The organism is Caballeronia sp. KNU42 (assembly GCF_053760385.1).
Genome location: NZ_CM132388.1, coordinates 1576953 through 1591048 on the forward strand (window position 1 = coordinate 1576953; position 14096 = coordinate 1591048).

13 protein-coding genes are annotated in these 14096 nt (G+C 58.9%); 4 read left to right on the forward strand and 9 right to left on the reverse strand.

Annotation, left to right across the window (positions count from 1 at the left end; all coding sequences use genetic code 11):
* Window positions 1–36 precede the first annotated feature (36 nt).
* Window positions 37–315, reverse strand: a complete 279-nt coding sequence (rpsO, locus tag ACSOSP_RS06995) for a 30S ribosomal protein S15 (protein ID WP_165092061.1) — start codon at window positions 313–315, stop codon at window positions 37–39.
* 273 nt (window positions 316–588) lie between these two features.
* Window positions 589–1845 carry a branched-chain amino acid ABC transporter substrate-binding protein gene (locus tag ACSOSP_RS07000; RefSeq protein WP_455310289.1) on the reverse strand — a complete coding sequence of 419 codons (1257 nt, stop codon included), beginning with the start codon at window positions 1843–1845 and terminating at the stop codon, window positions 589–591.
* Window positions 1846–2271: 426 nt separating this feature from the next.
* Here ACSOSP_RS07000 and ACSOSP_RS07005 point away from each other — a divergent pair, with 426 nt between their 5' ends.
* The 3 genes from ACSOSP_RS07005 to ACSOSP_RS07015 all read left to right on the forward strand — a co-directional run bounded on the left by ACSOSP_RS07005 (window position 2272) and on the right by ACSOSP_RS07015 (window position 5370).
* Window positions 2272–2781, forward strand: a complete 510-nt coding sequence (locus ACSOSP_RS07005; protein ID WP_031360661.1) for a hypothetical protein — start codon at window positions 2272–2274, stop codon at window positions 2779–2781.
* A gap of 212 nt (window positions 2782–2993) precedes the next feature.
* Window positions 2994–3713: a carbonic anhydrase gene (locus ACSOSP_RS07010; RefSeq protein ID WP_455310290.1), complete on the forward strand. Its 720-nt coding sequence runs from the start codon at window positions 2994–2996 to the stop codon at window positions 3711–3713.
* An 88-nt stretch (window positions 3714–3801) separates the two neighbouring features.
* Window positions 3802–5370: a SulP family inorganic anion transporter gene (locus ACSOSP_RS07015; protein WP_455310291.1), complete on the forward strand. Its 1569-nt coding sequence runs from the start codon at window positions 3802–3804 to the stop codon at window positions 5368–5370.
* 91 nt (window positions 5371–5461) lie between these two features.
* Here ACSOSP_RS07015 and ACSOSP_RS07020 read toward each other — a convergent pair whose 3' ends face one another.
* From ACSOSP_RS07020 to ACSOSP_RS07035, 4 genes are all read right to left on the reverse strand, one after another.
* The gene (locus ACSOSP_RS07020) at window positions 5462–5875 is read right to left on the reverse strand and encodes a hypothetical protein (protein ID WP_455310292.1); all 414 of its coding nucleotides are present in this window, start codon (window positions 5873–5875) and stop codon (window positions 5462–5464) included.
* 37 nt (window positions 5876–5912) lie between these two features.
* Window positions 5913–7256, reverse strand: a complete 1344-nt coding sequence (locus ACSOSP_RS07025; protein ID WP_455310293.1) for a trypsin-like serine peptidase — start codon at window positions 7254–7256, stop codon at window positions 5913–5915.
* A gap of 216 nt (window positions 7257–7472) precedes the next feature.
* Entirely contained in the window at window positions 7473–7643 is a 171-nt protein-coding gene (locus ACSOSP_RS07030; RefSeq protein WP_455310295.1) for a hypothetical protein, read from the reverse strand.
* An 87-nt stretch (window positions 7644–7730) separates the two neighbouring features.
* The gene (locus tag ACSOSP_RS07035; RefSeq protein WP_455310296.1) at window positions 7731–9281 is read right to left on the reverse strand and encodes a 2-isopropylmalate synthase; all 1551 of its coding nucleotides are present in this window, start codon (window positions 9279–9281) and stop codon (window positions 7731–7733) included.
* 853 nt (window positions 9282–10134) lie between these two features.
* Between ACSOSP_RS07035 and ACSOSP_RS07040 the strand changes: the two genes are divergently transcribed.
* Entirely contained in the window at window positions 10135–11259 is a 1125-nt protein-coding gene (locus ACSOSP_RS07040; RefSeq protein ID WP_455310297.1) for a fimbrial protein, read from the forward strand.
* Window positions 11260–11322: 63 nt separating this feature from the next.
* Here ACSOSP_RS07040 and pssA read toward each other — a convergent pair whose 3' ends face one another.
* The 3 genes from pssA to ilvC all read right to left on the reverse strand — a co-directional run bounded on the left by pssA (window position 11323) and on the right by ilvC (window position 14056).
* Entirely contained in the window at window positions 11323–12189 is an 867-nt protein-coding gene (pssA, locus tag ACSOSP_RS07045; RefSeq protein ID WP_455310298.1) for a CDP-diacylglycerol--serine O-phosphatidyltransferase, read from the reverse strand.
* 37 nt (window positions 12190–12226) lie between these two features.
* The gene (locus ACSOSP_RS07050; RefSeq protein ID WP_455310300.1) at window positions 12227–12871 is read right to left on the reverse strand and encodes a phosphatidylserine decarboxylase; all 645 of its coding nucleotides are present in this window, start codon (window positions 12869–12871) and stop codon (window positions 12227–12229) included.
* Between the two features lie 168 nt (window positions 12872–13039).
* On the reverse strand, window positions 13040–14056 hold the full coding sequence (gene ilvC, locus ACSOSP_RS07055) for a ketol-acid reductoisomerase (protein WP_455310301.1): 1017 nt from the start codon (window positions 14054–14056) through the stop codon (window positions 13040–13042).
* Window positions 14057–14096: the final 40 nt, after the last annotated feature.

The window sequence follows — 14096 nt, forward strand, 5'->3', positions numbered from 1 at the left end:
GACTGACACAGGCATTTCGTTGTGAACGCTGACCGCTTACTTACGCAGGCCCAGCTTCTCGATCAGCGAGCGATAACGGTCAGCGTCTTTGCCCTTGAGGTAATCGAGCAGCTTACGACGGCGGCTCACCATGCGCAGCAGGCCGCGGCGGCTGTGGTGATCCTTCGTGTGAGCCTTGAAGTGAACGGTCAGTTCGTTGATACGGGTGGTCAGCAGTGCGACTTGCACTTCTGGCGATCCGGTATCGTTAGCGGCGCGCGCATATTCTGCGACAACGTCGGACTTCTTTGCATGAGCAACTGCTACGGTAGACATTTGATTTTCCTTTGAAACGGACAGGCGGTCACGGAAGAAGGGCCGTGCCGTGGGTTTTCTACATCTTTCCTCAGTCGATACCTAACCGATAAATCGACTTCGGACTTCCTTGCCGGGAGGGTTTGAAGAACATTTTTAGCGGGCTTTCAACCCACAATTCCACTAACCCTGAGTACGGCAAGTCGCGGATTATAGCACAGCAACTTTGGCCGTCGAACGGTTCCGGACAGCCGCTGACTTGGCGCAATAGGCCTGGGCCCAAGTTGGCCGCATTTACGACGCCGGGCGCTTCATCTGGCACGTGGTTGGCATGGCGGTCTGCGCCGCCGGGATCTTGAGCAGCGTCCGAAAGCCGAAGCCCGAGCCTTCGTTGTCAAAACGCACGCCGGGCGAGCCCGCCTTGTCCATTTCCATCACGTAAAGGGGCTGGATCAGTTGATGATCAGCCGCGCGCATTTCTGTCGCCTGGAATCCCTTGTCCAGCTTCATGCCCTCCAGCGCCCGGGCGACCGCGGCCGGGTCGGCGCTGTGCGCTTTCTCCATGCCTTGCGCGAGCATCTCGATCATCAGCGGCATGCGAAGGAAGAGGTAATCATCGGCGGCCGCTGGGAAACGGGTGCGGAACGCTTCGTAATAAGCGTCCGACGCCGTGCCGCCCGCGTTCGGATGCCAATCGGCTACCGCCACGACGTGCTTTACACCGGCGTCGCCCAGCGCGGCGGGCGCGCCCAGGCTGTTGCCGTAGAACGTGTAGAAATGCGTGTCCAGCCCTTGTTCGCGCGCGGCTTTGACAAGCAGGGTCAGGTCGTTGCCCCAGTTGCCGGTGATCACCGCATCAGCGCCGCTTGCGCGGATCTTGGCAATGTACGGCGCGAAGTCCTTCACGCGGCCGGCGGGGATGAATTCATCGGCGACGATCGAAATGTCCGGACGGCGCTCCTGCAGCGCACGCTGGGCTTCACGGCTGACATCGTGGCCAAAGCTGTAGTCCTGGTTGAACAAATAGACTTTCTTTACCGATTGATCGTGCTGGATCACATCGGCGAGCGCGTTCATGCGCATGCCGGCGTGGGCATCGAAGCGGAAATGCCAGAAGCTGCAATCCGCGTTGGTGAGTGCGGGGTCGTCGGCGGAGTAATTGAGAAACACCACGCGATGTTCCGGATCGCGAGCATTTTGTTTGTTGATTGCGTCGATGAGCGCTGCAGCCACCGCCGAACTATTGCCCTGCATGACGAAACCAATATTCTGGTCGATGGCCGCGCGCAACTGCACCAGGCTGGCTTCGCTGCTGCCCTTGCCGTCGAGGACGACGAGTTGCAAGGGGTGTTTGCCGTCGGGCAAAGTCACGCCGCCGTTCGCGTTCACGCGCTCCACCCCAAAACGCAGATTGCGTTCGACGGCTGCGCCCGCGTTGGCGAACGGACCGGACATGCCTTCGATCATCGCGATGCGAATGGCGGGCAAACCGGAAGCAGCGTCCGCCGCGCAAGCGGGAGTAATAAGCGTGCTGCCAACGCATGAAGCCACCAGCAACGATCCACCCAACCGCTTTCCGGCGCCCGATGCGCGACCGAGCAACCTGAACCACCCTGCCGGCAGGCACCGATTATTCGCCCTGAGAGAAACCATGCGCAACAAGCGAAGGCCGAGACCCATACAGTCCATCCGTGGATAAATGACAGCGTAGCGAATCGCGGATCATAGGGCGTTCGGCACGCTGCGTGCAACCGCCGGGAAAATCCGAACGTAAATGGAATAGCCACCCGGGCCTGCGCGTTTCCTATACAAGCACCGGCCAAGCGCAAGCACTTGCCAGCAAAAACACACCGCGCTACCGCGATCAAAACCACCCACTCAGCCTGCATGTCAAAATAACCAATGCCGCGCAAATCAGTAGAAAAACCCACGGCCGATCGTGGATACCGCGTGGATACGAATACGAAGGAGGCTTCAATGTTGAGCAAGGCAATACGAAAACCCGCGGCGGCAATGGCACTCGCCCTTCTGCTCACGGCATGCGCACAGCCATGGCAGAACTACCAGGCGGGCGCGGATTCGTCCACGATCACGGCAAAGCTGGGACCGCCGAGGGAGGTCTACGACCTGCCGGACGGCGGCCGCCGCCTGATGTGGCCGACGCAACCGCTCGGCGAGACGACCACGGCGGCGGATATCGATGCATCGGGAAAGATCGTGAGCGTGCGCCAGGTCCTCGATGAAAACGAGTTCTATAAAGCGCAGATCGGCACCTGGACGCGCAAGGACGTGCTGCTCAACTTCGGCCGTCCGGTGGAGACGTCCTACTTCCCGTTGATGAAACGCGAGGTCTGGACGTACCGGTACATGGAAGCGAACGTCTGGTACATGATGTACAGCTTTTACTTCGATGACCAAGGCACGCTGCGCCTGACGCAAAAAACGCCCGACCCGCTGCACGATCCCGATCAACGGAATTTCTTCTGATTTCCTCGTGAACACCGAAGAAATCTTTTGTCGACGAAAAAAAATGCCGCCCTGAAAAGCGGCATTTTTTTATGCCTGGACGACTGGAACCTTTTCATAGAAAGTAATTCGTAAGGTTACATCGCGACGCAGCAATGACGCTGGAAGCCCAATTCCATCGATAACTTGACCGTTGCAGTGTCGTGCCTTTAACGCTTTTGGAGCTGATACCCATGAATCGACCCAAACGCATGCTGCTTGAAAACGTAGGCTGGGCGGCTGAGGTCGCAGCCAGCGACCCGGATTTCTTCGACACCCTGGCTCAGGGCCAAAGTCCGACCGTGCTGTGGCTTGGATGCTCCGACAGCCGCGTGCCGGCCGAAACCATCACGCACTCGAAGCCCGGTGATTTGTTCGTCCATCGCAACATCGCGAACCTCTTTTCACCGGACGATGACAACACCATGAGCGTCCTCGAATACGCGGTGAACGTGTTGAAAGTGGACGACGTCATTGTGTGCGGACACTACGGCTGCGGAGGCGTGCGAGCTTCGTTGCTGCCCTTGTCCGACGCCCTGCCCCACGTCAACCGCCGCATTGCCCCGCTGTGCGCGCTGGCGCGTACGCACAGCAGCGAACTCGACGCGATCGGCACGATGGATTCGCGCATCGACCGGCTGGCGGAACTGAGCGTGCTCGAACAAGTGAATGCGCTGCGTGCGACGTCCATCGTGCGCGATGCCGAGCGTCCACCGCGTGTTCACGGCTGGATCTTCGGCCTGCGCGACGGCCGCATCACGGTGCTTTCTTCTGGAGATGCCGCCGAGACCGACGCCGGCTTCACGAGCGCTCCCGCTGCCTCTTCGAACGCAACCGCAAAAGTAACAGCGGCGTGGGAACCCGAATCCATGCCCAGCGCGGCTCAGCGCTTGATCGAAATGGCTGGTCACTAGCCTCACCGCCGCTTAATCCGACGCATCAACCTTCTCCATGCAATGCCTTCCCGGCATCGCGTGGATCAACTCGCGCCCAGAAAAGCTCATGACCCTACGTGAAACATTTGCAACCTTCCCGCGCGACCTGTTCGCGGGCACCGTCGTCTTTCTTGTCGCGATGCCGCTATGCCTTGGCATCGCCAACGCATCCGGCGTCGAACCGTTTGCCGGCCTGCTGTCGGGCATTATCGGCGGCCTGGTCGTGGCGCTGCTAAGCGGTTCGCAGCTGAGCGTGAGCGGGCCGGCGGCGGGACTGGTGGTGATCGTCGTCGATGGCATCGCCAGGCTCGGCAGTTTTTCGACCTTCCTGATGGCCGTGATGCTCGCGGGCGTGATCCAGTTCGGTTTCGGCATGCTCAAAGCAGGACGCTTCGCAGCCTACGTGCCGTCATCGGTGATCAAAGGCATGCTTGCGGCGATTGGCTTGCTGCTGATCATCAAGCAGGCGCCGCTTGCGGCCGGTTTTGCCAACGGCAGCGCCCAGGCTGCCGCGCACTCCCCCGGCATACTCGATACGCCGTTCGGCGCGATGTCCCTCGCGGCGTGCGCCGTCGCCGTGCTCTCCATTGCGATATTGACCGCCTGGGAAACGAAAGCGATGCGCCGCTTCACGCTGGTACGCCTGCTGCCCGCACCGCTTGCGGTGGTCATGCTCGGCATTGCGATCACGCTGGTGCTCGACTTCGCTGCACCCGGCTTTGCGCCGCCGGCGGAGCATCGCGTATTGCTGCCGTCGCTGGCCTCGTTTGCCGCGTTGAACGCTGCGCTCGATTGGCCCAACTTCGAACAACTCGTCAATCCCGATGTCTGGCGGCTTGCGATGACGCTTGCCATCGTCGCCAGCCTGGAGACGTTGCTGAGCCTTGAAGCCGTCGAGCAGATCGATCCGAAGAAGCGCACAGCGCATCCGGATCGCGAACTCAAGGCGCAGGGTATCGGCAACATCATGGCGGGTGCGATCGGCGCGTTGCCGATCACGTCCGTCATCGTGCGCAGTTCCGCCAATGTCCACGCAGGCGCGCAGAGCCGCTGGGCGGCTGTCATTCATGGCGTGTTCCTGCTCGCGAGCGTGTTCGCGCTGACGGCCGTGATCAACCTGATTCCGCTTGCGTGCCTCGCCGCGATCCTGATCTTCACGGGACTGAAGCTGGCGAAACCTTCATTATTCGCGGCCGTTGCAAAGCAGGGATTCGAACGCTTTGCGCCGTTCGTCGTGACGATCGTGGGCGTGCTCGCGACCGATCTGCTGATCGGCATCCTGTTGGGAATTGCTTGCAGTATCGGACTTGCGATTCATGCGAACCTGCAGCGGCCGATCACCATCGCGCGGCACGACGATCACTTCCTGCTGTCGTTTCGCAAGGACGTGTCGTTTCTTGGGAAGGTATCGCTCACGCATCATCTGAGGCAGATACCGGACAACGCGACGGTGATCATCGACGCATGCCGTGCCGATTTCATCGATCAGGACGTGCGCGAAGTGATCGATAAATTCGTCGCCGACGCCCCCGAGCGCGGCATTCATGTGGAATGCCGGCAGCTTGAACGCACGGCACGCGAGAGTCCGGCATGGCGAGATCGAATGACGGTTATGAAACGATTTGCCGCGAAATGAGCACCGAACGGCCTCGCGCCCCGAACCGGACTTGGGCGCATTAGCGGTGATCAAGGAAGGTCGCCCGGTCCAACGTTCTTTCAATCACCAATCACTGAAACGGGGACCTGGTCGACGCCACCGCAGGTGCAGGGGTCTTTTCGCCAGGCCACTGTACTTGCCCTGGTTCCGGCACGAGGCCGAAGGGCTGAAGTGTTACACCATCGGCCACCGGCACTGTAGCTTTCAAACCGCGGGCCGCGCCAATGTCCCCCTGCGCAAGATGTCCAGCAGAACCAGCCAGCTGGCCGCGGTCCCCAGCCAAACCTCCGCCACCAGGAAATGCACCGTCCCGCAACGCCGGTTCGGCTTTGGCTGCGCCTTGGGCATCCAAATTTTTGGAGGAAAGCTGGGACTCCTTTGTATCCGGAGAACATCCGGCCACCGAACCGGCCAAAATCAGCGAGATAGCGTACAGGGCGAACGCGCCGCTGTTTCGGCGAAAATACATATTCGAATAGGTCATGAATAGTTGTAGCGGCTCAACGCCGCTACGCCAAAAATTATTTAACGGAGATATTCACTTTGATGTGCAACGCATGCGCATAGGCGGAATCCTCCCAACCCCGCGCCTCGACCTTGAAACTGCCGGTATAAGTGCCATGAGCAAGACCAGGGTTGTCTTCCGGGAGATACGTGACAATCAGCGGACCCGAACGGTTCGAATAGCATGAAACCGCGGCATTCATTTCCTGCAGATACCCAGGGCCGCACCCAATGTCTCGTTGCGCCCTCAAGTGGATGGATGCAGTGCGATTCGACTCGTCTTGCGCCGTGACCTTCACCATCGTCGGCCGGTAGCTGCCATCCCATTTCAGCGAGGTCGGTCCGATTGCATTTGCTTGCGAAGGGACTACATAGGCGACGGTGCCTTTCGTTGCGTTCAGCGCGAAGTTCGAAGTGGTGACGCCCTTTGTGCTCGTGACGGTGTACCGGTCACTAGAGAATCTGGCCTGAGGATAGACAGAACGAATCCAGCCGGCGTATTTCGATACCCGGGCACCGGTGGACTCGGTGCCGTTACCCCCATTTGTCGTCGCGATGATGACCCATTCGCCGTCTTGATGCTGCCACCATGCAGACCCACTGTCGCCAGTGGAGATGCGAGCCGCGAATTCACCACCCGCCTTCGGCTTGAATCCCGCCCCTATACCGAACTCGCTCTCGAAGAAATGATCAACCTTCGATGCGCCCGCGGCCCGGGTGGAGCCGGAACTCGGCCAATAGTTCTTATCGGCGGAGCCGACTCCCCACACACCGTAACCTGCAAACCATACTTGTTTGTTCAGTTCAGCGGCACCGTCGTAAATCACGGGCTGTGGCACGGGTGCACCCGCCCGGTCGAGGATATTTGCCTTCTTGGGGAGTGTGAATATGGCGATATCCGTGGAAGCGCCGCCCATGCCCGCGGGAATCGGTTGGCGGTAAGGGCCCAGCACGTAAGGACCTGTGCCTGACGCAACCACTCGGCCTGCCCAGTCGACAAAGTTCGCGGATACCTTCCCACCCGGGTTGTTTTCTTCGCAATGTGCGGCGGTCAGGAAAACAGACGATGCACCATCAGGCGTGTCGCCTATCCAGGTTGCCGTACAGCCTCCGACATCACCGACGGAAAAAAACCGCGGCTCGACGCTCGCTGCGCGCAACGGCTCCATTGCTTTCGTGATTGTCCCGCCGATATCGGCGAGATCACCGCCGTTTCGCGTGAATACGTCGTCGCTGATAACGAGCGCATGCGCCGACGATGCAAAGCATATACAGGCGAATGATGCGGCCAACCTCCGCTTGGCGCAGGGCATGGGAATTGGGAGCTGGTGAGAAACCGTTGCCTGCTGGATTTGAGTCATGGTAGAGAAAGTCTCCTTAATTTAATAGGAATCCTGACCAATTATCATCGGTATGACGACGTTCCCCGCACCGAAGGTTGTTTAACACAACAAGTACAAATCGGCCAATTCCCAGAAGTTAAATACAGCTTGCAATTTAGCTCCGGCTGGGCCGGCTATTGTTTCGCTGTGGAGCCACAATCCCGCGATCTCCGCCTAGGAGTAATCAGATAATTCCTAAAAATGACTTAAGAGTTGCGCCGCCATCATGACCGGAAGCCCGTAAACCCAGTCGGCCGGATCGACCCCACGAGGCTCGGCAAGGCCCGCCGGGCGGCGATTCATACCACTTTTCGCCGCATCAAGATCACATGTATCCACCATGACATGGTCGAGTCCGCTGAACATCTACATCTCAATAAAAAACGGCCCTCGCTTGTGGCGAGAGCCGTTTTTAACCGATGAAGCGCCAGATATGCGCTTCACTCAATCGAATCAAATTGAGCCAAGCTGCGGATTCAACTTCTCAACTTTTGAATGCAGCTTGTTCAACGCTGCGAGATACGCCTTCGCCGATGCCGCCACAATGTCCGGGTCCGTGCCCACGCCGTTGACGATCCGGCCGCTCTTCGACAGACGCACGGTCACTTCGCCCTGAGCCTGCGTGCCGGTGGTAATGGCGTTCACCGAATACAGGACCAGCTCGGCGCCGCTCGTTACCTTCGATTCGATCGCGTGGAGCGTGGCATCGACCGGGCCATTGCCGCGCGATTCACCCTGCACTTCGATACCATCGACGGCAAACACCACGCGTGCATGCGGCTGCTCGCCCGTTTCCGAGCGTTGAGCCAGCGACACAAAGCGGAACGTTTCCTTCGCCTGCATTTCCGCGGACTCTTCGGAGACAATCGCCATGATGTCTTCATCGAAGATCTCGGACTTGCGGTCCGCCAGTTCCTTGAAGCGCACGAACGCGGCGTTCACATCCGTTTCCGATTCCAGCGACACGCCGAGATCTTCCAGGCGCTGCTTGAACGCGTTACGACCCGACAACTTGCCAAGCACGATCTTGTTGGTCGACCAGCCCACGTCTTCAGCACGCATGATTTCGTAGGTATCGCGCGCTTTGAGCACGCCATCCTGGTGAATGCCGGAGGCATGCGCGAACGCGTTCGCGCCGACCACCGCCTTGTTCGGCTGCACGACAAAACCGGTGATCTGCGAGACGAGCTTCGAGGTCGGAACGATATGCGTTGTATCGATACCCAGTTCCAGCCCGTAGTAATCCTTGCGCGTTTTCATCGCCATCACGACTTCTTCCAGCGCCGTATTGCCTGCGCGCTCGCCCAAGCCGTTGATCGTGCATTCGATCTGACGCGCCCCGCCGATGTGCACACCGGCCAGCGAATTCGCGACCGCCATGCCGAGGTCATCGTGGCAATGTACGGACCAGACCGCCTTGTCCGAGTTCGGCACGCGTTCGCGGATGGTCCTGATCAGGTTGCCGTAGCCTTCCGGCACGGCATAGCCGACGGTATCGGGAATATTGATGATGGTGGCACCCTCATCGATCACCGCTTCCAGCACGCGGCACAGGAAATCGAGATCGGAACGGCTGCCGTCTTCCGGCGAGAATTCGACATCATCGGTGAACTTGCGTGCGAAGCGCGTGGCGAGACGTGCCTGTTCGTACACTTGATCCGCGCTCATGCGCAACTTCTTTTCCATATGCAGCGCCGAGGTCGCAATGAACGTATGGATGCGGAAGTGATCGGCGGGCTTCAGTGCGTCGGCGGCGCGCTGGATGTCTTTATCGTTGGCGCGGGCCAGCGAGCAGATGGTGCTGTCCTTGATCAGGCCGGCAATGGTGTGGATTGCATCGAAATCGCCGTTCGAGCTGGCGGCGAAGCCCGCTTCGATCACATCGACCTTCATCCGTTCGAGCGCTTTCGCGATCCGGATCTTCTCTTCCTTCGTCATCGACGCGCCGGGGGATTGCTCGCCATCGCGCAAGGTCGTGTCGAAAATGATCAGTTTGTCTGCCATGTCGGGCTCCAGTGGGGAGTTTTAGAGTTTTGAAAACGGTGGGGAAAAACAATACGGAATCCGGGTGTTCGCGCCACCGCTGGCGTCGAAAACCACGAACGAGCAGACGGAAGGCGGGAAGCTTAGCGCGGTAGGCGCGCTAGTAGCGGTAGCGCGCGTAGCGGCGCACCAGCTAGGGACAACGAGAGGGGATGGGCGAAAAAAATCATTTGCAGACTATAACGAGATTTTTGAGAGCGTGCAATTGGGCTTTCCGATCGCGCCGATTGACGTTCCCAAGGACGACGGCCGACACGCAGTGATCAACTGCGCGATTTCTCGACCAAAAGCGAGCTTGAAGGCATTTCAGCCAGATCGCGCGACTTTTGCTTAAACGTTCCGGGTTTCTGAGGCTACGACTAACGCATCCGCCGAAAAAGTCGCTCGCCACCCTCCCTTTCCGGTCGCTCCACGTGCGGGTGCCTGGGCCACTTAACTGCACGATAAGTTTGCGCCTCAGATTACCGCTTAGGAAATGAACATCCTTTCCCGTCAATCTCCTCCGCAATTAAGATCACCCGTCGGCGCCGCGCCAGTGGGGGTCAAATAGAGCATCGCGAAAAACAGATTCCAGAAACGACTGAACCCACTATTCTCTCGACTTTTGACAGCTGGTGCGCCGGTGCAAAAGCGAAATGCCATATTGCGAGGTTCACGCTTGACCGATCCAACCCACCTACTGCATCGTCACAGCGGTCAGCGGACTTCAATCTGCAGGAGATAAGTGGAATCATCGATCCGGCAAATTGGCGCGCATGCTCTTGAACGAAACCCCTGTGCTGACAATACTGGCCCTCCATATCAGAGAATCGCAATGTCACTATCCAGATGGGAGGCAATAAAGGCTAACGGGAAATGGCGCGCGTGGGGCTTACAGCTTGTTCGTGCTCTCACGAAACAAGATTTGAGGTCGCGCAGATTATTATTTCAAGCAATCGCACTTGCAATTGCGCTGAATTTCTCGATGCCTGCACGCGCTGAAATGAAATGCGAAGTCACCAATGTCAGCAAGGTGCTGGTAGCCGGTGTCATATCCATCCCGAAGGACGCGCCGATAGGCTTAACCGTAAGTACGCTTCCTGCTGACACATTTCAAAACAACTGCTACTTCGCAAATGTGAATCCGATAGCGACATCCGGAACGAGCCTTATCGATATCAGCACGGTAGCAGCGCTTGCCCCCGGCTTCACGGACGTCTACCAGACAAGTATCGCTGGGTTGGGCATCAGATATCAGTTCACCTCATCCGAGTGCACGCCCGCTAGCTCAACGATGAGCAATGGAGCGATGGTGGTGCAATGTCCTTTTAGTGGACCCCTCGGCGGACCATACATTTATAAGGACGTGCACGTTACCCCCAGCTTTGTCGTGGTTGGCTCCGTCAAAGCCGGCGCAGCCACTTTGTCAAGCGTGCCGATCATAAAACTAACGCTCGAGACGCTCGGGATCGTGGGCCTTTGGGGCAAGTCACCACTCTACACCGGGGTCGCTACAGGAACGTTGAGCACCGCCACGTGTTCAGTCCAAACTGACGCGCTGGCAGTTGCCCTCCCGAACATCACCAATCGCGCGCTATCAAGTGGCATCGGAGCGACTGCGGGTCGACAAACGTTCAACCTGAGTTTCGCTTGCGCGAGCGGTGCGCAGGTCTCGATTGTCATCACTGATGCCGTCACTCCGTCGAATCGCTCAAACGTTTTGACGCTAGCGCCTGATTCGACAGCGAAAGGGGTCGGCGTTCAAATTTTGAAGGATAAAGAGGTTCTGGTGTCGTTCGGCCCGGATGCGGCGGGACCGGGCGTGACGAATCAATGGCTAATTGGCGTTTCGCCCAATGGCACATTGCTGTTGCCGTTGTCGGCGCAATATATCCGGACGGGCGACGTAACGCCCGGTTCGCTGCGGGCTTTGGCGACATTCACCATGTCTTATAACTAGCTGAGCCGCCGGGGTGGATTGAAGCAACGGGAATACGCCGTACGCATTCCCGAGTGGGTTCTTTCAATGCGCTTTTTCAGACGACCTGGCCGGATTCGGCCGGCCGCGCACGGCCATGTAGCCCCACCACGCGTAACCGGAGAAACCGTACAAGACGAACAAGCCGAACAGCATCAGAGGCGGATCCGACGATACCAGCACAAACGCCACCACCACCAGCAGCACGCCGGCGAACGGGACGCGGAAACGCACATCGAGCGCCTTGCCGCTGTAGAACGGCGCGTTTGACACCATCGTGACACCGGCATAGATAGTCAGCGCAAACGCCACCCACGGCAGCCAGACCAGCTTCAGCGGCACGCGGTTATCGGTGGCGAGCCACACAAAACCCGCGATCAACGCCGCCGCCGCCGGGCTCGGCAGGCCCTGGAAATAGCGTTTATCGACTACGCCTACGTTCGTATTAAAGCGCGCGAGACGCAATGCCGCGCCCGAGCAGTAGACAAATGCCGCGAGCCAGCCCCAGCGGCCCAGGTCCTTCAGGATCCATTCGTACATCACCAGCGCGGGCGCCACGCCGAACGAGACCATGTCGGAGAGACTGTCGAACTGCTCGCCGAACGCGCTCTGCGTATGCGTCATGCGGGCGACCCGGCCGTCCATGCCATCCAGCACCATGGCCACGAAGATCGCGATAGCCGCGATCTCGAAGCGTACGTTCATGGCCTGAACCACCGCGAAAAAGCCGCAGAACAACGCGGCCGTGGTGAACGCGTTGGGCAGCAGGTAAATGCCGCGCTTCCTCAAGAACTGTTGCCGCTTCGCACGCCGCGTTTCCAGCACGCCGATATCCTGCGCCGACTTGTTGCGGCGAAACGCCCGCGGGGGTGTTGTGGTGCTTCGCGTCCGGCGCGGTTTGAGTGCCGCCATCGAGTCCTCCGTTGTGCAGCCTGGTTTTACCGCTTATTTACTCTGCGAACTCGGCAAGGATGGTAGACGACGCCGACACTTTCTCGCCAATCGCCACCCGCGGACGGCTGCCCACCGGCAAATACACATCGACTCGCGATCCGAAGCGGATAAAGCCATAACGCTGGCCACGATTAAGGGGCTCGCCCACATGGACATAGCACAAAATGCGCCGCGCAATCAGCCCGGCGATCTGCACGGAAGTCACCGTGTGCCCTGCTCCCGTCTGGATCACGATCGCATTGCGTTCGTTCTCGGTCGATGCCTTGTCGACAGCGGCATTGAGAAAGGAACCCGGAAAGTACTGCACCTTGCTGATCGCGCCATCGACCGGCGATCGTTGCGAATGGACATTGAACACGTTCATGAACACGCTGATCTTCAGCGCTTCGCGGCCCGCGTAAGGGTCGTGCGCGGTCTCCACAGCGACGATACGGCCGTCGGCGGGACACAACACGGCGTTTGCCTGAACCGGAATCGGCCGGGCGGGGTCACGGAAAAACTGGACGACGAAGATCGTCAAAAGCCAGAACGGCCAGGCAAACGCAAAGCCGCCGATGGCCTGGATCAACACGGCAATGACAGCCGCAATGGCAATAAACGGCCAGCCTTCACGCGCGATGATCGGATGTGGATAGTTCATGAACGAGTTCTATATTTTTAGTAAAACCGTAGGATAGCAAAAGCCGTCCGGCGCCAAGCGACACCGGACGGCTTGCGGTCTTCACTAGGACCGGCGCACAAGGCCGGTCGTTCAGCTTTTTTAGTTCTACGGCTGCTTAGTTCTTCGGCTGCTTAGTTCTTCGGCTGCTTAGTTTTTGGACTGGTCAACCAGCTTGTTTGCAGCGATCCACGGCATCATGGCGCGCAGCTTGGCGCCAACCGTTTCGATCTGGTGCTCAGCGGTCAGGCGGCGACGCGATTGCAGCGTCGGCGCGCCAGCGCGATTTTCGATGATGAAGCTCTTCGCGTACTCGCCCGTCTGGATGTCCGTCAGCACTTGCTTCATTGCCTTCTTCGTTTCCGACGTCACGATCTTCGGACCCGTCACATATTCGCCGTATTCGGCGTTGTTCGAGATCGAGTAGTTCATGTTGGCGATGCCGCCTTCATAGATCAGGTCGACGATCAGCTTCAGTTCGTGCAGGCATTCGAAGTACGCCATTTCCGGCGCGTAACCTGCTTCCACCAGCGTTTCGAAGCCGGCCTTGATCAGGTCGACCGTACCGCCGCACAGCACAGCTTGCTCGCCGAACAGGTCGGTTTCCGTTTCTTCGCGGAAGTTCGTTTCGATAATGCCGGCACGGCCGCCGCCGTTAGCTGCCGCATACGACAAAGCGACGTCGCGTGCTGCGCCCGACTTGTCTTGCGCCACGGCGATCAGGTGGGGAACGCCACCGCCTTGCGAGTACGTGCTGCGAACCGTATGGCCCGGCGCCTTCGGGGCGATCATGATCACGTCGAGGTCGGCACGCGGGATGACCTGACCGTAATGCACGTTGAAACCGTGCGCGAACGCCAGTGCAGCGCCTTCCTTGGCGTTGTCGTGCACTTCGTTCTTGTAGACTTCGGCGATCTGCTCGTCCGGCAGCAGCATCATGACCACGTCCGCGCCCTTCACGGCTTCGGCCACTTCCTTGACCTTCAGGCCGGCCTTCTCAGCCTTGCTCCACGATGCGCCGTTCTTGCGCAGACCGACCGTCACGTTCACGCCGCTTTCCTTCAGGTTCAGCGCGTGTGCATGGCCTTGCGAGCCATAACCGATGATCGTGACTTGCTTGCCCTTGATGAGGGAGAGGTCGGCGTCTTTGTCGTAGAAAACTTTCATGGTGGTTCCTTTGCTTTGAATATGATTTGTGAAATTGGGT